Origin of the sequence: Flavobacterium jumunjinense, assembly GCF_021650975.2 — a bacterium.
Taxonomy (GTDB): Bacteria; Bacteroidota; Bacteroidia; order Flavobacteriales; family Flavobacteriaceae; genus Flavobacterium; species Flavobacterium jumunjinense.
Window position 1 is genome coordinate 2,208,215 of the sequence record NZ_CP091285.1, and the last position, 25,642, is coordinate 2,233,856.

At 31.1% G+C, this 25,642-nt stretch carries 21 protein-coding genes; 9 read left to right on the plus strand and 12 right to left on the minus strand.

Annotation, left to right across the window (positions count from 1 at the left end):
* Positions 1-4: 4 nt before the first annotated feature.
* Complete coding sequence (locus tag L2Z92_RS09585) at positions 5-289, minus strand: GNAT family N-acetyltransferase (RefSeq protein WP_236458634.1); 285 nt, start codon at positions 287-289, stop codon at positions 5-7.
* A gap of 92 nt (positions 290-381) precedes the next feature.
* Positions 382-1,098, minus strand: coding sequence for a pirin family protein (locus L2Z92_RS09590; protein ID WP_236458635.1), 717 nt, complete (start codon positions 1,096-1,098; stop codon positions 382-384).
* A 545-nt stretch (positions 1,099-1,643) separates the two neighbouring features.
* On the opposite strand from L2Z92_RS09590, the gene L2Z92_RS09595 reads away from it, so the two are divergent.
* Positions 1,644-4,535 (plus strand): SIR2 family protein, encoded by a 2,892-nt coding sequence (locus L2Z92_RS09595; protein ID WP_236458636.1) that lies wholly within the window; start codon positions 1,644-1,646, stop codon positions 4,533-4,535.
* A 666-nt stretch (positions 4,536-5,201) separates the two neighbouring features.
* Here the strand turns inward: L2Z92_RS09595 and L2Z92_RS09600 are convergent.
* Both L2Z92_RS09600 and L2Z92_RS09605 read right to left on the minus strand, forming a co-directional pair.
* Positions 5,202-5,777 (minus strand): Crp/Fnr family transcriptional regulator, encoded by a 576-nt coding sequence (locus L2Z92_RS09600; RefSeq protein ID WP_236458637.1) that lies wholly within the window; start codon positions 5,775-5,777, stop codon positions 5,202-5,204.
* Complete coding sequence (locus L2Z92_RS09605) at positions 5,777-6,106, minus strand: DUF6370 family protein (RefSeq protein WP_236458639.1); 330 nt, start codon at positions 6,104-6,106, stop codon at positions 5,777-5,779. Before L2Z92_RS09605 ends, L2Z92_RS09600 begins: the two co-directional genes overlap by 1 nt.
* Positions 6,107-6,373: 267 nt before the next feature.
* On the opposite strand from L2Z92_RS09605, the gene L2Z92_RS09610 reads away from it, so the two are divergent.
* Complete coding sequence (locus tag L2Z92_RS09610; protein ID WP_236458641.1) at positions 6,374-9,082, plus strand: DUF7619 domain-containing protein; 2,709 nt, start codon at positions 6,374-6,376, stop codon at positions 9,080-9,082.
* 328 nt (positions 9,083-9,410) lie between these two features.
* Here L2Z92_RS09610 and purT read toward each other — a convergent pair whose 3' ends face one another.
* From purT to L2Z92_RS09630, 4 genes are all read right to left on the minus strand, one after another.
* Positions 9,411-10,580, minus strand: coding sequence for a formate-dependent phosphoribosylglycinamide formyltransferase (gene purT, locus L2Z92_RS09615; RefSeq protein ID WP_236458642.1), 1,170 nt, complete (start codon positions 10,578-10,580; stop codon positions 9,411-9,413).
* 34 nt (positions 10,581-10,614) lie between these two features.
* Positions 10,615-11,667 (minus strand): LBF_2804 family protein, encoded by a 1,053-nt coding sequence (locus L2Z92_RS09620; RefSeq protein WP_236458643.1) that lies wholly within the window; start codon positions 11,665-11,667, stop codon positions 10,615-10,617.
* Between the two features lie 118 nt (positions 11,668-11,785).
* On the minus strand, positions 11,786-12,970 hold the full coding sequence (locus L2Z92_RS09625) for a pyridoxal phosphate-dependent aminotransferase (RefSeq protein WP_236458645.1): 1,185 nt from the start codon (positions 12,968-12,970) through the stop codon (positions 11,786-11,788).
* A gap of 57 nt (positions 12,971-13,027) precedes the next feature.
* Positions 13,028-14,125: a fatty acid desaturase family protein gene (locus tag L2Z92_RS09630; protein WP_236458646.1), complete on the minus strand. Its 1,098-nt coding sequence runs from the start codon at positions 14,123-14,125 to the stop codon at positions 13,028-13,030.
* 109 nt (positions 14,126-14,234) lie between these two features.
* Between L2Z92_RS09630 and rsmG the strand changes: the two genes are divergently transcribed.
* On the plus strand, positions 14,235-14,864 hold the full coding sequence (gene rsmG / locus L2Z92_RS09635) for a 16S rRNA (guanine(527)-N(7))-methyltransferase RsmG (RefSeq protein ID WP_236458648.1): 630 nt from the start codon (positions 14,235-14,237) through the stop codon (positions 14,862-14,864).
* Between the two features lie 47 nt (positions 14,865-14,911).
* Here rsmG and pruA read toward each other — a convergent pair whose 3' ends face one another.
* The 4 genes from pruA to L2Z92_RS09655 all read right to left on the minus strand — a co-directional run bounded on the left by pruA (position 14,912) and on the right by L2Z92_RS09655 (position 19,349).
* On the minus strand, positions 14,912-16,537 hold the full coding sequence (gene pruA / locus L2Z92_RS09640; RefSeq protein WP_236458650.1) for an L-glutamate gamma-semialdehyde dehydrogenase: 1,626 nt from the start codon (positions 16,535-16,537) through the stop codon (positions 14,912-14,914).
* Positions 16,538-16,640: 103 nt separating this feature from the next.
* Entirely contained in the window at positions 16,641-17,027 is a 387-nt protein-coding gene (gene apaG / locus L2Z92_RS09645; RefSeq protein ID WP_236458651.1) for a Co2+/Mg2+ efflux protein ApaG, read from the minus strand.
* 6 nt (positions 17,028-17,033) lie between these two features.
* Positions 17,034-17,867: a hypothetical protein gene (locus tag L2Z92_RS09650; protein ID WP_236458653.1), complete on the minus strand. Its 834-nt coding sequence runs from the start codon at positions 17,865-17,867 to the stop codon at positions 17,034-17,036.
* A 234-nt stretch (positions 17,868-18,101) separates the two neighbouring features.
* A complete protein-coding gene (locus L2Z92_RS09655; protein WP_236458654.1) occupies positions 18,102-19,349 on the minus strand; it encodes a type IX secretion system plug protein in 1,248 nt (415 codons plus the stop codon).
* A gap of 195 nt (positions 19,350-19,544) precedes the next feature.
* On the opposite strand from L2Z92_RS09655, the gene L2Z92_RS09660 reads away from it, so the two are divergent.
* Genes L2Z92_RS09660 through nqrF form a run of 6 tightly spaced genes read left to right on the plus strand, consistent with a single transcriptional unit; the run spans position 19,545 to position 25,616 of the window.
* Positions 19,545-20,891 (plus strand): Na(+)-translocating NADH-quinone reductase subunit A, encoded by a 1,347-nt coding sequence (locus L2Z92_RS09660; protein ID WP_236458655.1) that lies wholly within the window; start codon positions 19,545-19,547, stop codon positions 20,889-20,891.
* Positions 20,892-20,921: 30 nt separating this feature from the next.
* On the plus strand, positions 20,922-22,139 hold the full coding sequence (locus L2Z92_RS09665; RefSeq protein ID WP_236458657.1) for an NADH:ubiquinone reductase (Na(+)-transporting) subunit B: 1,218 nt from the start codon (positions 20,922-20,924) through the stop codon (positions 22,137-22,139).
* Positions 22,140-22,141: 2 nt separating this feature from the next.
* Complete coding sequence (gene nqrC / locus L2Z92_RS09670) at positions 22,142-22,864, plus strand: NADH:ubiquinone reductase (Na(+)-transporting) subunit C (RefSeq protein ID WP_236458659.1); 723 nt, start codon at positions 22,142-22,144, stop codon at positions 22,862-22,864.
* A gap of 2 nt (positions 22,865-22,866) precedes the next feature.
* Positions 22,867-23,541 (plus strand): NADH:ubiquinone reductase (Na(+)-transporting) subunit D, encoded by a 675-nt coding sequence (locus L2Z92_RS09675; RefSeq protein ID WP_236458660.1) that lies wholly within the window; start codon positions 22,867-22,869, stop codon positions 23,539-23,541.
* Positions 23,542-23,544: 3 nt separating this feature from the next.
* Entirely contained in the window at positions 23,545-24,300 is a 756-nt protein-coding gene (gene nqrE, locus L2Z92_RS09680; RefSeq protein WP_236458662.1) for an NADH:ubiquinone reductase (Na(+)-transporting) subunit E, read from the plus strand.
* Between the two features lie 2 nt (positions 24,301-24,302).
* The gene (nqrF, locus tag L2Z92_RS09685; RefSeq protein ID WP_236458664.1) at positions 24,303-25,616 is read left to right on the plus strand and encodes an NADH:ubiquinone reductase (Na(+)-transporting) subunit F; all 1,314 of its coding nucleotides are present in this window, start codon (positions 24,303-24,305) and stop codon (positions 25,614-25,616) included.
* The last annotated feature ends 26 nt before the right edge of the window (positions 25,617-25,642 follow it).

The window sequence follows — 25,642 nt, forward strand, 5'->3', positions numbered from 1 at the left end:
TTGATTATAAAACGTCTTTATATTCAGGTGTTTTATCAAAAACATGCTTAGCAAATGGACAAAGTGGAATAATTTTTAGGTTTTTCTCTCTAGCAAAATCTACGGCTTTTTCGACCATTATTTTGCCAAACCCTTTTCCGTTATGTTCCTCATTAACTTCTGTATGATCTATTATGATTTTTTCATCTCCTGCAAATACAAAAGTCATTTTAGCGGCTGTTTTTCCGTCAATGTCAATATAAAAAAAACCATTTTTATCGTTTACTTCTAGTTTTACTGTTGTACTCATAATTATATTATTTTTCACTAATCACTAATCACTAATCACTAATCACTAATCACTAATCACTAATCACTAATCACTAATCACTAATCACTAATTTATTGTTCCATTGGAATTTCCATTACTAAAAATTGAGCATCAGTATTCGCTTTTATTTCAATTTCTGTAGTTTCCCAAATACCAATAGCGTCTCTCTTTTCTAAAGTTTCACCGTTTACAACGATTTCACCTTCAATATTCATAATATAAAAACCATTCCCTTCTTTCTTTAACGATAGCTTTTTAGAGAAATTTGCATCAAAGTTACTCATATAAAACCAAGCATCTTGATGAATCCAAACACCTTCATCGTCTTCATTCGGAGATAATACTTGAGAAAAATTATTTTTTTGTAACGATTTGTCTAAAGTAATCTGCTGATAACGAGGTGTTACATTTTCCTTGTTTGGAAACAACCAAATTTGAAACAATTTAGTTTGCAAGTCTGCATTAGGATTGAATTCGCTGTGCTTAATACCACTTCCCGCACTCATTACCTGCACATCACCTGTTTTAATAGTAGCAGCATTTCCCATACTGTCTTTGTGAGCCAAATCACCCTCTAGAGGAATAGTGATAATTTCCATATTATCATGAGGATGTGTTCCAAAACCCATTCCAGCAGCAATAGTGTCGTCATTTAAAACACGTAAAACACCAAATTGAATTCTTTCTGGATTATACCAGTTGGCAAAGCTAAAACTATGATAAGCGTTCAGCCAACCGTGATTTGCATTTCCTCTCGTATTGGCTTTATGTATAACTGTATTTGTCATAATGTGTATTGTTTTAATTACTATGATACAAATGTACAACCAAGCACAGAAAGGAGGTCTTAACCTAGATTAAGAAATTATTTTTTAAGTAAATACGCTTTCTCTATAAACAAACGAGTTTTTCTGTAATAGATGATATTATAACTCACTCACCGTCGTTTGAGTGTTCTCATTTTAAGATTAAAACCTAAATCGTTCTATTTATAGTCTTTTTGATATTAATTATAACCTTAGAGATACTATTTAATGCCTTTTTACTTAAAATTATAACCACAGAGCTAGTAATTATAACCATTGATATATTAATTATACTCTTTTTACTTAAAATTATAGTCAAAAAGGTATTAAATAGAAGTGTTGAGGTGTTAATAAATAGCTTTAAGGTTCTTTATGAGTTTTAAAGATGAAATAACTTTGTAATATCTACTTCTTTATAACAAACATAAATTTGTTGCTTTAATAAAACAGTTATAAAAAAATGGAATTTATAAAATTATATTAAAAAATTAAATGTAAAAATGTAAATTTGATTCTTTATCTAAAATATGACTGAAAAACCAATTATTCCACCAGAACTAGAAAAAGCAATTATAAACAATAATCTAGTGATTTTTATTGGAGCAGGATGCTCAATGTCTTTGGGTTTTCCTTCATGGAAACAATTAATTGAAGATATAGTCGAAAATTTGAATTCAAAATATGGTGAATCATCAGATGTAAATTTTAAAAATATTTTAAATGCTTTAAGAAATAACACTAAATCATTATTTGAAGTAATTGATAAAATTGAAAATGATTTAGATCATGGGATGATTTATAAAAAGAAATCTTTGGAATTCATAATTAATAAATTGGATGGTATCAGTAGTAAATTGCCTTTAACTTCAGAAATACATTCAAAAATTTGGAATGTTTCAGATAAAATAATTACTACTAATTATGACAAGGTTTTAGAAAAATATTTACCGGAAAATATTAATCCAACGATATTTGATAATACAAATGTATTTCAAACTCTTAAAAGCCAAAAAAATAATGCTAGCTTTTTATATAAAATTCATGGGGACTATCAAAACCCAGATTCAATAATATTTTTTAAAAGTGATTATAATAAAATATATGATAATCAAAATAGTAATAATGATGCTTTAATTAATCATTTTAAAGAGAAAACTTTACTTTTTATTGGGTTTAGTCTTTCAGATCCTTTTATAAATGATCTTTTTAACGACATTAAGAAAATTTATAATGGTTACACTATTAATGAGCATTATGTGTTTTCAACAAGAAATGAGAGTTTTATTAAATATGATATTAATACTATTAAAATAGATAATTGGAACAAAAGTTTGCTTTCTTACTTGACTGCATTCGAAAAAATAAAGGCAGATTCTTCTAAAATTAAGTCAGATTTGATTATTGAAAAAATAGATAAAACACTAACAAAAGATGATGTAGGAAATCTTGCTGATTTGATTGATCAAAAAACAAAGGAGCTTATAAATAGTCCTAACGATAAATTGTTAAATAAAGAAATTCGAGATTTAAGAGTAAAAATAAATCATTTATTATTTGGACGAATTGATTATCTGCAAAAAGTAGATAAACCTTATAGGCAAAATGATTTGCAAACAATATTTGATACTATTTATTCATCCGAGAAATTAGATACGCAAACTATTGAAGACATTCAAAAAATAAGAAGTAATACAGATATTTATAAATGGTATGACAGAAGTGTTATAATAAGTGCTATTTCTTGCAGTCTAATACATTTTAATAAGCCGGATGAAAAAAAAATAACTTTGCTTATAGATTTTATTAATGATAACGAAGAAAAAGTATGGCAAAAAGCAATTGTGTCTTTGTTTTTGGTTTTAAATCATCTAGGTTATAAGTGGTTAAGATTTGATTCAATAAAAAATAAAATAAAATCTTTAAACCAGAATTTAAGAATACAGGATGCTTGTTCAAAAATCATAAAGCTTTTTAGTATTGGTTTAAACAATGTTTCAGTTATAAATGAAGAGATATTTGTTAATGAGTATTTTAATGATAATCCATATAATTATTTTTTACCGTTTCATCAAGATGAAAATCCTGCCTTTGATGCTGTTTATGATAATTATGAAGGTAGTGATATTGAAGATTATATTTCTTTTTTAGAAGAAGTACCATTGCCTGATCAAATAAAATATTTCTTTTGTGGAATTGATAAAAAAAAGAAAAAAAAGAAAAATTCAGAGAAGGAAGAAAATGCTAAAATGATTTTAAATCATTTTTTAAAATATAACTCTGCTTTTTATCCCTATTCAGTTTATGTTCAAGAGTTAATTGGTTTTTATAAATTTTTTCCTAAACATATACATGAAGCAAAATTAAAATCCCAATTAATATTAACAGAAACACCTCTTAAAGATTATTTGCTAAATGAAAAAGAAAAATTCAGTGCTTTAGGTAATCATTTTATGCGAAATGAAAATTGGGCCCAAGCGATTGTTAATTACAAGAAATCTGTTGAATATGGAGAAAGTGATTTACAAGATTTATTAAATCTTGCAAACTGTTATAATAATAATAAAGAATATAACAAAGAATATGAAATAAGAAATAAAATAATTAATAAAGAGCCAAAAAACGAAAATAATCTTATTGGTTTTTTTGATTTTTATCTTAAGCAAAAGAAGAATTTTAAAAAGGCTTTAGAGATTTCAGAGACATTATTAAGTATAGATAAAAATAATGCAAAATATTATAATCTAAAAGGCATTTCATGCGGTAGCTTAAAAAATAATGAAAAAGCAATATTAAGTTTTAATAAGGCTATAGATTTAGATTCAAATGTTTCAGGTTATTATAAAAATAGGGCAAAATGTTTTATGAATTTAAAAGAAAATGAAAAATCAATTATTGATTGGAATAAAGCTATTGAATTAGATCCTGAAGAAATTGATAATTATTATAGTAGATCACATTGTTATTATTGGCAAGAGGAATATTTAAATGCTATAGATGATTTAAATTATGTAATCTCAAAAGAGAAAAATGATAGCTTAAATTATTTGGAAAGAGCTTTAAGTTTTTTAGCCTTATCTAGGTTTGAAGAAGCGCTGAAAGATATTGAGAAAGCTAAAATGTTAAATAATGAAAAAGATACTATTTACCATGCATATAGTAATTATTTCAGATTAATGAAACAATATGATGAGGCATTTAAATATATTGAAATGGCTCTAAATATTAAAAAAGAGAGTGCATACATTGGTACAAAAGCAACTATTTATGCAACTAAAGGAGACGATGAGAATTTTTATCTTTATCTTGAGGAAGCTCTTATAGCAGGAGCAGACTCAGATACAATATATATTGACATAAAAAACAAATATAAGGAAGAGAGTAGATTTGTTAAATTGTTGGAACAATATAATAAAATATAATTATTTTTTTATTTCCTCAACATTTTAGCTTTCATTTTGCTAAAAAATTCTGGAGTTACTCCAATATAGGAAGCAATTTGTTTTTGAGGAACTTTTTATATTAACGTATGGTATGGTATTTAGAGCAGAACTACTCAAAAACGCTCTTCTGCGGATAGACTTAAATTATCCATTAAACGTTCTTGATGTGCTACTAATTTCGATAAGAATTTTAAAAAACGTTCGAATTTGGGTATTTCAGAGTGTAATTCGTCTTAGGTTTTTTTAGAAAGCAAAACAATTTCTGCGTCTTCTAAAACTTCGATGAATAAATTACTTGGTTTTTGAGAAAGTAAACTATAAAGAATACCTATGTTTCTACTGTTATTACTTCGTCTTTACTCCGTGTTAACCTTATAGCAAACCCGTATATAAGCCGTAGTTGTAGTACCCCTTAAGAAGCAATTAAAAAAGAATTAGGAGTAAAAGAATCAGGCTACTATTACGAAGTCTATCAGGTATTTGTAGTTCAAATTTAAGAAAAAACAACTGTTTTAACTAGATAGAAATACCTGTTTTTACTGTAGATTTAGGGTATCAATCGTGTAGTAATTTTGAATATTAAATAGGATCAAAGAAGAGAGTGGTCGTGCTGTTTTCTTTTAGAAAACGAAAGGCAAGAGCCGTTTACTTTTTAAGCAAACGCGCTTTCATTTTACTAAAAAATTCAGGAGTAACACCAATATAGGAAGCAATTTGTTTTTGAGGAACTTTCTGTATTAGCGTAGGGTATTTAGAGCAGAACTTCTCAAAACGCTCTTCTGCCGATAGACTTAAATTATCCATTAAACGTTCTTGATGGGCTACTAATGAGTTTTCGGTAAGAATTCTGAAAAAACGTTCCAATTTGGGTATTTCAGAATATAATTCATCTTGGTTCTCTTTAGAAAGCAAAACAATTTCTGCATCTTCTAAAACTTCGATGAATAAATTACCCGGTTTTTGAGAAAGTAAACTATATAAGTCTCCAATCCACCAACCTTCGCAAGCAAAATGCAAAACATGTTCCACAATATTATCATTGATATTGAAACTTCTAACAATTCCAGAATTAACAAAATAAGAAAATTCACAAATTGCTCCAGCATTATGAAGTAGTGTTTTTGCTTTATGATGTTGGACTTCTGTTTTAGATAAAAATAAAGCCTTTTCCTCATTAGTTAGTGCAACAATCTTAGCGATATTGTCTAAAATTAGAGCCATTATTTTTTCTTTTTGGGTCTCACTTTAAAATAAGTAGCAACAAACTTACCATTTTTCACCTCGCCAATAACATCGGCTTGTCGAATAGCTTGGCAAAAACCATCATGAGCATGTGCATCACCATGATCGTCTATAGAACTACCTTCAACAAAGTACGCTTTGCCATCTATTCTAACAGCTAAATCGCAACCACTTTTTTCTTTCATTCCAAACTGACATTGACCACAAGACGCTTCAACGGTTTGTTTTTTTTGTTTTGCAGGTTCTTTTTCCTGAGCTGTAATAAAATTTAAAGTAAGTAGTAATAGAAGTGTAAGTGTAGTTTTCATTTTGCCCAATTTAAGAAGAGCTAAGATACTATTTTTTAACCCAAATTACGCATTAGACTTTGTTATGAGAGAAATAGATGCAAAATAGTTGCGAAGTACGGAAGTTTTGACCCACAAATGTAGCATTAGCTACATTGAGGACGTAAAACGGAGTACTGAAGCAAGTATAAAGCAGCCATTTTTCGTAATAGAATGCAAATGCTTAATTTTGGTTTATAATGATACTAATAAAAGTTATACCTTTGATTTATAAATAAATATCGAACAATGAAAAAAACAATACTCATTTTATTTTTATTATTTCAAATTACAGCTTTTTCACAAGCATTCGATTTGTTTAACTGTGACGGAATCACCGTATTTGATTTAACAGCTAATGAAACACAATTAATTGGGACTCAAAACCCAAACGACATTGTAATTAGTTATCATGAATCATTAGCAGAAGCTCAAAATAATACAAACACAATAAGCACACCTACTAGCTATACGGCAATTTCAAGTACGGAAACAAAATACGCAAGAGTTGAAAATGTTGTAACGAGTAATGTTTCTGTCGAGAGTTTTCAAATATATGTTATTGAGACAATTGTAATAGCATCATCAATTATTTCAAATGATTGTATAGATGGAGCAAATGTTGTGATAATACTTTCTGGAGGAAATCCTGATTTACCGTTTAGTTATACGATAAATAGTGGTCCAAATATGAATATTGTTGGTAATCCAGCAGAAATAACTTTAACCGGAGTTAATCAGCCAAATATACAAATAGGAGTTTTTCTAGGAACATGTAGTAAAACGGAAACGATAATCATACCACCATTAATTCCTATAAATACAAGTTTATCCATTGATCAACCATTTTGCAATGGTGATGTTGCTGCAATTACAGTAACGGCAACAGGAGGAAGTGCTCCTTATCAATATTCAATGGATGGAGGGGCATCTTTTCAAACGAGTAATGTTTTTACTAGTATACCGCCTGGAATGTACACTATTTTTGTTATGGATTCAAATGGGTGTACAGATTCGCAATCAATAGTTATAGAATCGCCATTACCTATTACAGCTAATCTTGTTGCAAGTGGTAATACAATAGCAGTTAATAATGTAACAGGTGGAACACCTCCGTATCAATATTCAATTAGTTCTAATCCTACAGTGACTTCATCAAACAATGTCTTCACAAATTTATCTTCTGGGAATTATTGTGTTCAAGTGTTTGATAGTTATGGTTGTTTTTTTGAAACTTGTATAACTATAGAGGTTGTTCTCGATTTACAAATTAATGGTGCTTATGTAGACTACAATAACGATGGCTTTGTTAATATTGGAGATATTATCAATTACGATTTTACAGTTATCAATAATGAGACGCTTGATGCTACAAATATTACGCTTGATTCTTTTGGGTTGTCTAGTAATGGTGGAACAATTACTACATTAAATGGAGGCGCTTCAGACACATCTACTTTTTTAGCAAGCTATGTATTAACTCAAAATGATATTAATAATGGTTCGGTTGCTAATAATTTTCAAGTAAACGGAACCTACGATGGAAACCCAACGGCTACTTTAGTAACAAATACAACAAACCTTTCCATAAGTGATGGTATTAAATTAAATGCTTTTCTTGATACTAATGGAAATAATATTCAAGATAATGGCGAACAAAATATAAATATTGGTTCGTTTGAATACCAAATTAACAATGGAAATACAGTTTCTATTGTTTCTTCAACAGGAATGCATTATCTGTATGAAAGCAATCCAGTAAATACTTATAATTTAAGTTATGTAATTAATTCGGCTAATGCTACGCAATATACCTTGTCTCAAAATAATTATGCAAATGTAACGGTTGTTGCAAATTCTGGAATTACAACCTATAATTTCCCACTAACGATTATTCCTTATGTAGATCTACAAGTCTATCTTAATCAAAATGGAGCACTACCAAGACCAGGTTTCCCTTACACAAATAGAATTACTTATAGAAATTTAGGGAATCAAACTATTTCTGGTACTGTAACATTTACAAACGATAATGTGATTACTGTTACTGCCATTTCTGAAGCTAGTGCTGTAACTACAGCCAATGGATTTACCTATGACTTTACCAATTTGTTACCGAATGAAACACATTATATTTATGTAACAATGCAAACGCCTACGATTCCTACAGTTGCTTTAGGTGATGTGTTAACCAATGCTGTTGCTATAACAATTCCATCTGGAGATGTGAACGTCAATAACAATGAAGCAGCTTTGTCTCAAATTATTGTAGGTTCCTATGATCCAAATGATAAAACAGAAGTACATGGTGGAAAAATTGTACATGCTGATTTTTCAACAGATGACTATTTAACCTATACCATTCAATTTGAAAATACAGGAACTGCCAATGCGGTTACCGTTAAAGTAGATGATGTTTTAGACGCAATGCTCGATGCTTCTACTTTAAAAATGGTAGATGCAAGTCATAATTATGTTTTAGAGCGTGATGGGAATAATCTAAGCTGGAAATTCAATGGAATCGATTTGCCTCCTTCTGTAGCAAATACAAATACAGGTAAAGGTTATATTGTTTTTCAAATTAAACCAACTGCTGGTTATGCCATTGGAGATATTATTCCAAATACAGCGAATATTTATTTCGATTTTAATCCTGCAATTATAACAAATACCTATACAACTGAGTTTATAGCTCCTTTAAGTAATCAAAGTTTTGAAGCAAACAGTTTTGTAGTATATCCAAATCCTGCTAAAGAGGAAGTTTTTATTTCGATTAGAAAGAATACTTCAAATATAGAATCATTAAGCGTGACAGATATTTTAGGAAAGAGTATTTTAGATAGTAAGGTAAACTCAACATCAACAAGATTAGATGTTTCCCATTTTCAAAAAGGAATCTATTTCTTGAAAATAAAAGCAAACGGAAGCGAGAGTATTGTTAAAATAATGAAACAATAAGAGCGTTTTTGATTTATAAAAAAAGCCAAAATCTAATTTTAGATTTTGGCTTTTTTAGTTGTTAGCATTCTTATACCATTTGTGATTTGAATTTACTGTAAAAGGAAATGATGATTTTTTCTTGATATGAAATCGCCATAAGAAAAGCGTTTGCTTGCAAACACCAATGAAAATATGCGATTCCATATGACCAATTAAAAACAAATAATTATCTACATATAAAATAGAAAATCAAAGCATAGCATCGCTACGTTTTTATTTTATATTGAAATAGCGAGGAAAAAAGGGCGTTTTATTCCAGTAAATTCAAGTGATAAATGGTATTAAATTAAGAATGTATTGTTACTAATTTAGCAGCTTCTTTAGCTCTTTCTGTAATTTCTTCAATTGGAGTTTCTAAAGAATCATTGGTTAAAATAACCCCCATTCTTCTATAAGGTCTTGAAGTAGGTTTTCCAAACAATCTAAAATCTGTTTTTGGTAAACCAGCTATGTTTTCAATACCACTAAAAGTAGGGTTAGCTGAATTTTCAGTGGCTAACAAAACAGCACTTGCTCCATTCTTTTCTTGCGTAATTTCTGCAATGGGTAAGCTTAAAATGGCACGTAAATGCAATTCAAATTCATTGAAGTTTTGAGTGTTTGCCAAGGTAACCATACCTGTATCATGTGGTCTTGGTGATAATTCTGAAAAATAAACACCTTCGTCAGTTAGAAAGAATTCAACACCAAAAAGTCCAGCTCCACCTAAGGCTTCTGTTACTTTTTCAGCCATATCTTGTGCTTCAAATAGAGCGGCATCAGAAATCCGAGCAGGTTGCCAACTTTCTTGATAATCTCCACGTTCTTGTCGGTGACCAATAGGAGCACAGAATAAGGTTGGTAAATCATTGTTTTGTGTTACCGTTAATAAGGTAATTTCCGAATGAAAATTAACAAATGCTTCTACAATAACTTCCACCACATCGCCACGAGAACCTTCTACAGCATAATTCCAAGCCTTGCTAATATCTTCATCTGTTTTTATAGTAGATTGTCCTTTTCCAGAAGAACTCATTAAAGGCTTAACAACACAAGGCATTCCAACTTCTGCAACGGCTTTTTGTAACTCATCCGCTGAGGTTGCATAGCGATAATTGGCAGTTCTTAATCCTAATTCCTTAGCCGCTAAGTCACGAATGGCTTTTCGATTCATCGTAAAATTAGCAGCTTTAGCAGAAGGAACAACAGTAATACCTTGCTTTTCATAGTCATAAAAACGTTCGGTACGAATGGCTTCAATTTCAGGTACTATAAAATCAGGTTGATGTTTCGCTACTATGCTATCTAATGCTGCTCCATCAAGCATATTGATTACTTCAAAACCATGTGCAACTTGCATTGCGGGTGCATTTTCATAACTGTCAACTGCAATCACAGTTTGACCTATTCTTTGTGCAGCAATGACAAACTCTTTTCCTAGTTCTCCTGAGCCAAGTAATATTATTTTTTTATTCATATGTTTAAAAATTATTTTTCAGTGGTGTGGCTATTTACTTTAATTGAATGATGGTTGTTTCTCTTCCATGAATGAAATTAGAGCAAGCTAATTGTATGGCTTCAATACTATGTTGAAATATTTCTTTTTGTTGTAATAGTTGTATTCTCTTTTTTTCTTTGTTTGAAATATGTCCGTCTAAAATGAGTCCTAGAAGAAAAATATCAGAGCAAATTTTAGCTATTTCTTTTTTGCTAGATTCTAGCGATTCATAAAAGGAATCGTTAAAATAATGTTTCTCTTTTATAGGTATTTTAAAGAAAGCAATAACCTGTTCAGTTAATAGAGAATGATTGGAATGAAAATCTCTTTTGCTCATCGCAATGAGTTGCAATGTATGATAGATTAACTCTTTTTCTTCTTGGTTTAGTTCTAGATTGGGTAAATTAGAAATGTACTTTTTTATGAGTTGATGCCCGAAAATTTCTGCTTTAGCATTTTTATAAATAATATGTGTAGCATACATGTTCAGTAGCATATAAACTGGAGCTCCAATAAAATCCATTACATACTTTACGGCATATCTTCCAGCAAATCGTTTAATGAGGTATCTCAATATTTTATTAGCAAGAAAACCTTTAAGTTTAATAAGTAAGTTAATCGTAAATAAAACCCACTTATTTGTTCCTTGAAAAGGATCTAAACCATATTGAGTAATTTTTTTATCAACTTTACCAGTAGCAATTTGTGTGAGCTTATTTATATGTGTTTCTTTATTTATTGAAGAAATAAATCCAGAATAGACTGCTATATTGTGAGTCATTCTTAAATGAATTATCGTCAATAGATAGATTTCTACAACAGTTAAAACCAAACACAATAAAATATCATAAATGGGTAAGGAGATAAGCTGGTCAAAAAGAGATAATGTAATTGTTTGTGTAAATAGCGGGAAATAGTAGATTGGGAAATAATAAAGACAAACGCCTAACAGACCTAGAAGTCCTGCTTGAATTAGCGATTTTATATATTCTCTCTTTATTAATTTTAATTCGGAACTATTTAAAGTATGTATCGATTCATCAATAATTGTATTATTGATTTTCAAGTGTAAGTTTTTGAGAAAATTCTTGTACAAAAAATCCATTAATAAAGAATTTTTTAAGAGACAGTTTGTTTTAAAAAATAGTGCCTCAAGGAAACTTGAGGCATTATTTATATAGTAATTAAGCTAATGCTTCTTTTATTCTTCTTAATGCCTCTTTTAATAATTCCTCGCTTGTTGCGTAAGAAAAACGAATACAATCTGGATTACCAAATGCTTCACCTGTTACAGTAGCTACATTAGCTTCTGCTAAAAGATACATAGAGAAATCGGTTGCGTTTTCAATTTTTGTTCCGTTTAAAGTTTTACCAAAATAGGCAGAAACATCAGGGAATACATAAAAAGCACCTTCAGGAACATTGATTTTTAATCCTGGAATTTCTTGAATTAAACCAACAACTAAATCTCTTCTTTTGTGAAAAGCTTCTACCATGTGGTTTAATACTTTTGGATCAGCTTCAACAGCAGCAATAGTAGCTCGTTGTGCTATAGAATTAGCACCACTTGTAACTTGTCCTTGAATTTTTGTACATGCTTTTGCAATAAATTCTGGAGCGCCAATATATCCAATTCTCCATCCTGTCATAGCAAACGCTTTCGCGACTCCATTAACAGTAATTGTTCTATCTAGCATGCCTGGAATAGATCCGATACTACAAAATGTTCCTGAGAAATTTATATGTTCATATATTTCATCTGAAACTACATAGATGTTTGGGTACTTTTCTAAAACTTTGCAAAGCGCTGTAAGTTCTTCTCTGTTGTAAACAGAACCGCTAGGATTACAAGGAGAACTAAACCACATCATTTTAGTTTTTGGTGTGATTGCTTTTTCAAGTTGTTCAGGTGTGATTTTAAAATCGGTTTCCACAGAAGTTGGAACTTCAACAGGAACACCACCAGATAATTTTATAATTTCAAAATATGAAACCCAATATGGTGCAGGAAGTATTACTTCATCACCATCATTAAGCATCACTTGTGCTATATTATATAATGATTGTTTTGCTCCTGTAGAAACAACAATTTGGCTAGGCTTGTAATCTAGTTCATTGTCTCTTTTGAATTTTTTGCAAATAGCTTCTTTAAGTTCTGCATATCCATCTACAGGTGTGTAAGTACTGTAGTTTTCATCGATGGCTTTTTTTGCAGCTTCTTTTATAAAGTCAGGAGTATTGAAATCAGGTTCACCTAAGCTCAAACTGATGATATCTTTTCCTTGTGCTTTTAATTCTCTCGCTAACGCAGCCATAGCAAGTGTTTGCGAAGTAGATAAATTGTTAATTCTATCAGATAACGAATTCATTGTGTTGTTGGTTATTTATTGTTTATAGAAAAGACGCAATTTCTTGCGTCTCATAAATTATGCTATTTGTGGTTCTTGACCTAGTTCCTTGAGATGTTTAAAGTGCGCGATAACTGCAGCTCTCATTGTTTTGTACTCATGATATGGTAAATTACACTCTTTTGCAGTTTGTTTTACAATCTCAGCAATTTTACCATAATGTACGTGGCTAATATTTGGAAATAAATGATGTTCAACTTGATGATTTAATCCACCAGTGTACCAATTTACAATCCAATTTTTTGGTGCAAAATTAATAGTTGTAAATAATTGATGAATAGCCCAAGTATTTTCTACTTCTCCAGTTTCCTCATTTGGGATAGGATTTGTAGTGTCATCTATAATGTGTGCTAATTGAAACACAATACTTAAAATTAATCCCGCAGTATAATGCATAACAAAAAAGCCAACTAATACTTTCCACCAAACAACTCCAACTACTAATGGTATAACAATCCAAACTGAAAAATAAATGATTTTAGTAATTACTAATGTTGTCCATAGTATTTTTGGACTTTTTACTTCACCATAAGAAAGTTTTCTCTTTAAATAACCACTCATTTGTTTGAAATCAGTAGTTAAAGACCAGTTGAAAGTTAGTAATCCATAAAGAAATACTGAATAATAATGTTGGAATTTATGGAACTTATACCATTTTGCTTCTTTAGTAAAGCGGATTACTCGACCAGCATCTAAATCTTCATCATGACCTGGTATGTTTGTATAGGTATGGTGAAGTACATTATGTTGTACTTGCCAGTTGTATACATTTCCAGCTAATATATAAATACTTCCGCCCATAAATTTGTTTACCCAACTCTTAGTGGAATAAGAACCATGATTACCATCGTGCATAACGTTCATTCCAACGCCAGCCATTCCTATACCAATTACAATACTTAGGATAAAGTATACCCAAAAAGGCATTGCTAATGATATCAAGAAAAAATAGGGCGCAAGGAAAAGACTAAACATTATTATTGTTTTAAAGTGTAATTTCCAGTTCCCTGTTTTTTTAATATTATTTGTTTTAAAATATTCGTTAACACGTTTATTTAGTGTTCTGAAAAACTTTGCGTCATCGTTTTTCGAGAAGATAGGTGTTTTTGTATCCATTTTTTTAATCTAATCTTGTTTGGACCAAAGATAATAATTATCTTAATGAGTGTGTGTATTTTAATCTAATTGTTTGTTAAAAAATGTATTTTTGCAACAAAAAAAGGATATGGAGTTAATTTTAAAATATTTTCCTGATTTAACTGATGAACAAATTAGACAGTTTGAAATGTTAAAGGATTTATATGAAGATTGGAATTCGAAGATAAATGTTATTTCTAGGAAAGATATTGAAGAGTTATATGTTCGTCATGTTTTACACTCTTTAGGAATTTTTAAAGTAGAAGAGTTTAAGCCTGGGACAAAAATAATGGATGTTGGAACGGGTGGTGGTTTTCCGGGAATTCCTTTAGCAATAATGCATCCAGAAGTGGATTTTTATTTGATTGATGTAATTGCGAAAAAAATTAAGGTCGTTAATGAAGTAGCTAGTGCTTTAGGTTTGAAAAACGTGAGGGCTGAACAGAAAAGAGCTGAATTGGTGAAAGAAAACTTTGATTTCATTGTGAGTAGAGCTGTGACGAATATGCCAGATTTCGTTAATTGGATAAAAGATAAGGTGAAAAAAGAATCTAAGCATGATTTGAAAAATGGAATTCTTTATTTAAAAGGAGGTGATTTGAGTGAAGAGTTAATAAGTTTTCCAAATGCTATTCAATACGATTTGTCGGATTATTTCGACGAGGAGTTTTTTGAAACCAAGAAAGTGGTTCATTTAGCTTTAAAGTATAAGAAATAAAAAAAAACCCGCAATTGCGGGTTTTTTAATAATATATAATAATGAGATTATCCTAAAAATGGATATCTATAATCTTCTGGTGTAACAAAAGTCTCTTTTATTGTTCTTGGAGAAACCCAACGTAGAAGGTTTAAAATAGAACCTGCTTTGTCGTTTGTTCCTGAAGCTCTAGCGCCACCAAATGGTTGGCATCCTACAACTGCTCCAGTTGGCTTGTCGTTAACATAGAAGTTACCTGCACAGTTTTGTAAAGCAACAGTAGCTTCTTCAACTGCATATCTATCTCTACTGAAAACAGCTCCTGTTAAGGCGTATTCTGAAGTTTCATCGACTAATGTTAACGTTTCAGACCATTTTGCATCTTCGTAAACGTAAATAGTAACAACAGGTCCGAATAATTCAGTTTCCATTGTTGAATATTTAGGATTTGTAGTTACAATCACTGTTGGTTCGATAAAGTATCCTTTAGATTTGTCATAGTTTCCACCAACAAGGATTTCCGCGTCACTATCTTTTTTAGCTTGGTCAATAAATGATGCTAATTTGTCAAATGAACCTTCGTGTATAACCGCAGTAATGAAATTCGACATATCTTCAGGAGACCCCATTTTCATAGATTCCACATCAGTTTTCAATTGTTCTTTAATAGCTGGCCATAAACTTTGCGGTACATATACTCTCGAAGCTGCACTACACTTTTGTCCTTGAAATTCAAAAGCTCCTCTTACGATTCCTGTAGTAACTTGTTTCGTATTTGCAGATGGGTGTGCGATGATAAAGTCTTTTCCTCCAGTTTCCCCTACAATTCTTGGATATGTTTTGTATTTGTGAATATTTGTACCAATTTTAGACCAAATGTCTTTAAATACGTGAGTTGAACCAGTGAAATGAATACCTGCAAAGTCTGGACTAGCCAAAACGGTATCAGTAATCATAACAGGATCTCCATATACTACATTAATTACTCCATCAGGAACACCTGCTTCTTTGAAGATGTCAATAATGATTTTTGCAGAAAATATTTGACTATCACTTGGTTTCCAAACTACCACGTTACCCATCATAGCAGCACTTGCTGGTAAATTTGCAGCAATTGCTGTAAAGTTAAATGGTGTAACTGCATAAACAAATCCTTCAAGAGGCCTATGTTCTAATCTGTTCCATGTAGATGAATCAGAACCAGGTTGTTCCCCGTAAATTTGAGTCATAAACTCTACGTTAAAACGTAAAAAGTCAATTAATTCACAAGAAGCATCAATTTCAGCTTGATGAATGTTTTTAGACTGTGCAATCATTGTTGCAGCGTTTATTTTTGCTCTGTATGGTCCAGCAATAAGCTCGGCAGCTTTTAAGAAAATGGCAGCTCTGTTTTCCCAAGATGTAGCAGCCCAGTTTTTCTTAGCTTCTAATGCATTGCTAATTGCTTTTTCAATATGTATTTTTTCTGCCAAATGGTATGTTCCAACAATGTGTTGGTGATCATGAGGTGCAGAAAGTGTTCTTGTGTTTCCAGTTCTAATTTCTTCGCTTCCAATATATAATGGGACATCAATTTTTGAGTTCCACATTTCTTTATATGTTGCTGAAACCAATTCTCTTTCAGGAGAACCAGGTGCGTAAGATTTTACAGGTTCGTTTACAGCTTTTGGAACGTTAAAAAATCCTTTTAACATAGTGTTGTCTTTTAGTGAATTATTAAATAATGAATGGCAAATTTAATAAAAAAAATATGTAAACAATGTATTAAAGCTTCAGAATGTGAATCTCTTAATAGGTTTAATTTAACGCAAAAGGTGCGCTAAATTTAAAAGTAGGAATTATAACAGTAAAACTTTTCGTTGAAGTAAAGTTAATCATGCCATAGGAACCTTTCATAGCGCCAATAGGTGAAGAAAGTAAACATCCAGAAGTGTAGGTATGAATTTCTCCAGGTTTTAAAACTGGTTTTTTTCCAACAACTCCTTCTCCATCTACGATTTCTTTATTGTTCAAAGCATCATAGATTTCCCAATGTCTTGTAGTTAATTGAACAGAATCTTTACTAAAGTTTTCGATTGTAATCTCATAACTAAAGGCAAAATGTATCTTATAGTTCTTGAAGTATGTGCCTTCAAAACTAGTAAGTACGCTAATTTTAATTCCTTTAGTTATTTGTGTTACCATAAAATATTAGAATAGTAGAATTCCGAAAAACAGCATTGTTAGTGCCGATAAAGTTAGGGAAAATCCAAACATAGGTATCAAAAGTAGAAATTTTAAAACAGTTTTCCAACGATTTTGTCTATAAAAGTTTTTTAAAGACTTGTAAAAGTAAATCGGAAATAGTAAAAAGAATGATGTAGTAATTAAAAATACGGCAATTATTGGAAAGAAAATATCTATTATGTTGAATAGTGTTATACAAATGAAAAGGAAAGTAAAAAATGTGTAAGTGAAAACAAGATGTTCAGTATAATTGATTTTTAAGCGAAAATAGAGCAGCCAAAAGATGATGGTTATGATTGGTAATGATAAGAAAATTAAAAACGACAGTTTCTCATAAAAATAGCTGCTTAGTTCGCTTTTTATGTTATTGCTTTTGAATAGTTTTGCTTTTGAATAGAAGAAGCGGTTATAATTGTCGTCTTTAAAACCTAATTCTTTTAAAGATTCGCTGTCTGTTTTGTTTGGATATTTAATGCTAAAGTTTCTGAATGAATTTATCTTGTAAAAAATTCCCAATTGACTTTTGTCTAATTCTGTTTTTGTATAAATAGAATCTTTATCTAGACTTAGAAATGAATTAATTTGCTCTTTAACGGCTAGTTTATCTACGTCTATTAAGCTGTTGTTAACTTGTTTTAGCTCTTCGTTAATTTTTTCTTTATTAATTAATCCGGTTTCTTTTGGAGTTGTTGGATCGGAATTGTATTTTTTGTTAAGGTTATCAGTAATGAATAGTAACAATGAAACGCTTAAGAATAAACGAAATGGATTTGCGTATTTTTGTTTTTTTGCCTTCATTGAATTCTTTCGCTAAATGTCCTGGTTTAGTGAAGATTGAAATAATTGAGTTTCTTAATCGAGAGTCATAGGCATAGAAATTGGATAAAAACTCTTCGAAAAAATCAGTAATAGTTAATTGTTTAGTAGAGTTAAGTTGTCCACAGTGATGGCAATATTTTTCACTAATATCAAGTGGAGTTTCACAATTTAAACATTCGTAACCTCTGTATTGTTTAAGTTTTCTTTTGATCATTAGTTTCTAATTCCTTCGCTATTTGTGTTTGAAATTCCAATTACACTATCATATCTATCATTGTTTCCTTTGTAATACACTAGAATTGTATAGTTGTTTTCAGTTTGATAAAAGTTTCCGTCAATTGCATCTTTAGCGTTGATAGTATTGTTTTTACTTTTGATAGTATATTGATAATTAGTGTATCCTTGTTTGATTAAGATAGCTTTTTCATAAAGACCGCTTTCTTTGTTGTATACCATCTTGTTTTCTTCATTCATTGCATAGTTGTTGAACATTCCTGTTACAAAAATCTCTTCTTTGTCGAAGAAATCTGGAGCGCTTAGAGTGAAATATACCCAAGAATAATCAGCTTCAATTTGAGAGTTTTCAGAACCGTAATTTAATACCACAAAATTACCATTGAAGTCAGGGAAATAGGTGTAAATGTTATTTTTTCTTGCGTTGTTGGTGTAAAGATGAGAATTGTAAATATCTCCTGATGTTACTCTTCCAACGCTGTTATTTGTAACTCTAATTTGTGAGTTGTCTAAAGTATAGAATTCGTTGCCTGCCCAAAATTGAGTTTCTTTGTTGTATCTGTAAATTAGCTCGGTTCCGATAGTGTATTGTGGTTTGATGTTGGTGATTACATTGTTCCAATTTCCATTTTGGAAAATGCTTATTTTTACATTTTGAACAGGATTTTGTAATGATAAATCACCATATTTTATTGTGAGTTCGATGTTTTGTTTTTGGTTTAGGCTTTCGAAGTCCCTAGCTCTTCTTACTTCTGAAAGAACTGAAACAGACTCGTTGTAAAGTATGAATCTTTTTGAAAAAACAATCTCTTGTTCGTCATTAAAGACTTTTACTACATAATTTCCAGTTTTTGTAATTCTGTTGAATTTATTAGGAAACTGTTGTCTGTAATGTGAATATAATTGAAGAGTGTTGAATGAGTTCTCGTACGTTATTATTCTTTGGTTATCCATTCCGTTTAAGTATTCAACCTTGGCTAAATTGGAAGGTGTCCAATCATAATTACATTGTGTGATCGTGTAGTAATAATCAGCTTCATTACCAAATAAATCATCAAATTGAAGTTCAAATGTATCTCCTAATTTGAAAAAGGGCAATACGTTATTGTTGTTCTGAACAAAAGATATCGTTTTGATGTTGAATGGTGCTGGAATTTCATTTTCAATTTGTGTGTAACTATTTGAAAATGAAAATAAAAAAACTAAAATATAAAATCTTGTGTTCATTTTTTTGCTCTGTTTTTTTGTAAAAATACTAAATCTTAAAATAGTTACGCAAATTTTATGCAGCAATCATAAATATTGATTAATTTAGAATAGATATAAATAACCAAAATCGATAGTTATATTTTTGGTGTAGTGTTTCTTAATTAATTAAATTTGCACGTTTTATAAATAGTACTAACCATATCTTCAATAAACATGTCAAAAGACATTCGAATTAAAAAAGGTTTAGACCTTAAGTTGAAGGGTGAAGCAGAAAAATCAATTTCTGAAGTAGCTCGCTCGAAAGTCTATGCTATTAAACCTTCTGATTTTCATGGTGTAACGCCTAAGATGACCCTTAAGGAAGGAGCAGCTGTAAAAGCTGGAGAAGTAATTTTCTACTCAAAAAATGATGAAGCTGTAAAGTTTGTGTCGCCAGTGAGTGGAACAATTCAAGAAATTGTTCGTGGAGAAAAGAGAGTAATTCTAGAAATTAGAATAGCTGCCGATTCACAGAACGTTCATGTAGAGCATAGCAAGAAAAGCCCAAAAGATTTATCAAGTGCAGAAGTTAAACAGCATTTACTAGCATCAGGTTGTTGGTCATTCGTTAATCAACGTCCTTATGATGTGATTGCTAATTCAGCTGACACACCAAAATCTATTTTTGTGTCTGGAATTAACTCAGCTCCTTTACAAGGGGACTTAGATTTTACCTTAAAAGGAAAACAAGAAGCATTAAAAGTAGGTTTTGAAGCATTAGCTAAATTAACTACAGGAAAAGTTCATGTAACTGTTGCACCTAAATCTGATTTTATACCTTCTGTTGAAGGTGTTGTTGTTCATAAGGGTAAGGGAATTCATCCAATAGGATTGGTTTCTACTCAAATTGGAGCAATCGACCCAATCAATAAAGGGGAGAAAGTTTGGACAGTTCAAATTGAAGATGTAGCCATTATTGGTGAATTATTCTTAACAGGTAAGTTTAATGCTGAAAGAATAATCGCATTAACTGGTTCTGGTTTTGAAAAACCTTCTTATGTGAAAGCTACAATTGGTGCTCAAATGAGCGATGTTGTTGCAGGAAACATGAAAGACGGGAATTATAGAATTATAAGTGGAAACGTATTAACGGGAGATAAAAAATCTGAAAATAATCCTTTAGGTTTTTATCATAACCAAGTTACGGTAATTCCAGAAGGTGATGATTATGATTTCTTCGGATGGAATATTCCTAGACCTAATAAATTTAGTGTGTATAGAGCAAATATGTTTTCTTTCTTAACACCTAAGAAAAAATATGATCTAAACACGAATACTAACGGTGAGCATAGAGGATTTGTATTAACTGGTGAATATGAAAAAGTTTGCCCTTTAGATATTTATCCTATGCAATTATTAAAAGCAATTTTAGTAAAAGATATTGATCAAATGGAAGCTTTAGGTATTTATGAAGTAGCTCCAGAAGATTTTGCATTAACAGAATATGTTTGTGTATCAAAACAAGATCATCAGCATATCGTTAGAGAAGGATTAGATGTAATGATTAAAGAGGTAGGATAATCTTTCTAAGAAATTTTAAAATCACAAAAAATGGGATTAAAACAAAATTTACATAATTTAAAAGAAAAGTACAAAGGAACTAAGATGGAACAAGGTTTCAATGCTTTGCATACTTTTCTTTATTTACCTAACATAACGACACATAGAGGATCGCATGTTAGAGATGCTACCGATTTGAAACGTGTAATGAATACAGTAATCATGGCAATGGTTCCTGTGTTGGTTTTTGGTATGTTTAATGCGGGGTATCAACATAATTTAGCAATCAACGGTGTTGCTGAATTTTTAACAATGGATAACTTTGTTGTAGGTTTATCTAAAATACTTCCTTTATTAATAGTTTCTTATGGAGTGGGTCTTGGAATCGAGTTCATTTTTGCGACAGTAAAGAAACACGAAGTAGAAGAGGGATACCTTGTAACAGGTATGCTTGTGCCATTAATTGTACCTATTGACCTTCCTTTGTGGATGCTTGCAGTAGCAGTAGCTTTTGGTGTAGTAATCGCTAAAGAGTTATTTGGGGGTACAGGAATGAATGTATTGAATCCAGCTTTAACAATTCGTGCTTTCTTATTCTTTAACTGGGCAGCTTGGATGTCTGGAGGTGAAGTGTGGGTTCAAGGAGCAGTTGAAAGAGCTCAACAAATTGCAAAATTAAAATTGCAAGGTGTTGAACAATTGCCAGATGCTATTTCAGGAGAAACAATCTTAGGGACTTTAGCAGCAAATAAAGAGGTGGCATATTCAACTTCAGATATGTTCTTTGGGTATATTCCTGGTTCTGTTGGGGAAACATCAACTTTTTTAATTGTATTAGCTGCCGCTTTCTTGATCTTTACAGGTATTGGAAGTGCTAGAATTATGATTTCTTCAATTATTGGAGCAGTTGTAATGGGATTAATTTTTAACGGAATTGTTGACGCAAAGATTATTACAGAATCAAGCAAATTCTTCGGTTTAATGTCATTCCCGTTCTGGAAACATCTAATGGTAGGTGGTCTAGCTTTTGGTATTGTATATATGGCAACTGATCCAGTTTCTGCATCACAAACTAATAAAGGTAAAATCATTTATGGATTTTTAATTGGATTCATTAGTATTTTAATACGTGTATTTAATCCAGCTTATCCAGAAGGAGTAATGATGGCTATATTGTTAATGAACGTCTTTGCACCAACAATTGATCATTATGTAGTTCAAGGAAATGTTAAAAGAAGAATGAAACGTTTAAAAACTAAAACTGCTTAATTATGTCTAAACGTACAGACTCAAATTTATATACTATAATATTCTCAGTAATATTAGTAGTAGTAGTAGGTTCTTTGTTGGCATTTTTTGCAAATGCGACAAAAGAAATGCGTGATAACAATGATAAAGTTAAAACGCAAATGGATATTTTAAGTGCAATGGGAATCGATTCAGATAGAACTAATGCAACAGAAACATTCAATAAATATATTAAAGAGCAAGTTGTTATTGAAGGTGAAAAAGTTACTGAAGATAAAGAAGCGTATTTAATCAATATAAAGAAAGAATTAGACAACGCAAAGCAAGGTAAAGTTCAAAAACTACCATTGTTTATTGGAGAAAAAGAAGGTAAAAAAATCTATATTGTTCCAGTAAGAGGAAATGGTCTTTGGGATGCAATTTGGGGCTATGTAGCTTTAAATGAAGACTTGAAAAGTATCAATGGAGTGTATTTTGATCATAAGGGAGAAACTCCTGGATTAGGTGCTAACATCACAGAACCTTTCTTTAAAGATGACTTTAAAGGAGAAATGTTGTTTGATGCTGAGGGGAATTATAAATCAGTTGAGATTTCTAAATCAAATGGAGATCCAAATAATGTAGATAAATTAGATAATCAGGTTGACGCTATCTCTGGTGCTACCATTACTGGTACAGGTGTTGGAGCGATGTTGAAATCTGGAATTAGATTGTACTTGCCTTATTTCGAAACTTTAAAAAAATAACTATGGCAGAAAATAAAAACACAGAAAAAGAGCCATTGTTCTCAAAAAAGAATATGGGTTTAGTTAAAGATCCTTTAACAGATAGTAACCCAATTACTGTTCAAGTATTGGGTATTTGTTCGGCTTTAGCAATTACAGCTGAATTAAAAGCATCCATCATTATGGCATTGTCTGTAATGTTCGTTTTAGCAGCAGGTAACGTTGTTATATCATTAATGCGTAATATTATTCCTTCTGCAATTAGAATTATTGTTCAACTTGTAGTGGTTGCAGCTTTGGTAATTTTAGTAGATTTAACATTAAAAGCATATGTGCCAGATTTGGCTAAGAAACTTTCTGTTTTCATCGGATTAATTATTACTAACTGTATTATCATGGGACGTTTTGAAGCATTTGCTTTAGCAAACAAACCTTGGAAGTCTTTCTTAGACGGTATTGGTAATGCTGCAGGATACGGATTGATTTTAGTAATTGTAGGTTTTTTTAGAGAATTATTAGGTTCAGGAAAACTGTTAGGTTATCCAGTATTTGGTGATCCAGTTGAGAAAACAGGTTTATATGCTATAGGATATGAAAATAATGGTTTTATGTTATTAGCACCAATGGCGTTAATAACTTTAGGATTAATTATCGGATTCCAACGTTCAAGAAATAAAAATCTAATTGAAACAAACTAAGAAATGGAATTATTACAATTATTTTTAAAATCAATCTTTATTGATAATATGGTATTTGCAACATTCCTTGGGATGTGTTCATACTTAGCGGTTTCTAAAAAGGTTTCTACAGCAGTAGGATTAGGAGCAGCAGTTATTTTCGTAATGTTAGTAACTGTACCTCTAAACTTTTTATTAGACCAATACTTACTTCGTCCTGGTGCATTAGTGTGGTTAGGTGAAGAATATGCAGATTATGATTTAAGCTTTTTAACGTTCATTCTTTTTATTGCGACTATTGCTACAATGGTACAATTAGTAGAAATGATTGTTGAAAAATTTGCTCCAGCATTATACACTTCTTTAGGTATCTTTTTACCTTTAATTGCTGTAAACTGTGCAATTCTTGGAGGTTCATTATTCATGCAACAAAAAGAGTTTAATAACATTACTGAAGCTACTGTATATGGTGTTGGTTCTGGAATTGGATGGTTTTTAGCAATTTTAGCTATTGCAGCTATTAGAGAAAAAATCAGATATTCAAATGTGCCACCTGCATTCAGAGGTTTAGGTATGACATTTATATTAACAGGATTAATGGCAATCGGTTTTATGTCTTTTGGAGGAATGCTTTCAGGAGGTGACGAAGCTGAACCAAAAAAAGATATAAGTGAAGTTACAGCTCCAGCAACGACAGAAGTTATTGAGGAAGTTGTTATTGATACACTTGTTGTAGAAGAAGTAGTAAACGATTCATTAACCCAAACAGTACAAGAATAATTATGATAGCTTTAGAAGTAACTACTGGTGGTTTAATCAGTACAACAGTAATAGCGTTTTTAATTTTATTATTGGCTCTTGTAGCAATTATTTTGTTTGCAAAAGCTAAACTAGTACCGTCTGGTCCTGTTAAAATTAAAATAAACGGAGAAAATGAGATTGAAGTGGGTTCTGGTAACACATTACTTTCTACATTAGGTGCAAGTAAAATTTTCTTACCATCTGCGTGTGGTGGTGGAGGAACTTGTGTTCAATGTAAATGTATTGTTAAAGAAGGTGGAGGAGATGCTTTACCTACAGAAACACCCCATTTCAGTAGAAAAGAATTAGCAGAAGGTTGGCGTTTAGGATGTCAAGTGAAGGTTAAAGCAGATATGGTAATCGAAGTTCCTGAAGAAGTATTCGGAATTAAGAAGTTTGAAGCGAAAGTATATTCAAATTATAACGTAGCTTCTTTTATTAAAGAATTTATCGTTGAATTACCAGATGATATGCATTATGAGCCAGGGGGATATATTCAAATTGAAATTCCTAAATGTGAGATCAATTTTACGGATATTGACATCACAGCACATCCAGTTGAGCATCCAGGTGAACCTGAAAAATTTAAAGCTGAATGGGATAAATTTAATTTATGGCCATTAGTAATGAAGAATACTGATTTAGTTGAAAGAGCTTACTCAATGGCTTCTTACCCAGCTGAAGGAAGAAAAATAATGTTGAACGTGCGTGTTGCTACTCCGCCATGGGATAGAAATATTAATGGATGGGCGAAAGTGAATCCAGGTATTGCTTCATCATATATTTTCTCAAGAAAAGCAGGTGATCCAGTTGTAGTTTCTGGTCCTTATGGAGAGTTCTTCATCAATGAAACAGAGGCAGAAATGTTGTATGTAGGTGGAGGAGCTGGTATGGCACCAATGCGTTCTCATTTATATCACCTATTCCGTACATTAAAAACGGGAAGAAAAGTAACATATTGGTATGGTGGTCGTTCTAAGCGTGAATTATTCTATACAGATCATTTTAGAGCTTTAGAAAAAGATTTTCCTAACTTTAAATTCTACCTAGCATTATCAGAACCACAACCAGAAGATAATTGGAAAATTAAAGACGGAGTTAATGGTGAAGGAGATGGATTCGTTGGATTTATTCATAATGTTGTAATCGATAATTATTTATCGAAACACGAAGAACCAGAAGATATTGAGTTATATTTCTGTGGTCCACCAATGATGAACAAAGCTGTTCAAAAAATGGGAGAAGACTTCGGATTAGATCCAGATAACATCAGATTTGATGACTTTGGAGGATAAAATTTCAAAAACCGATTCAGAAATGA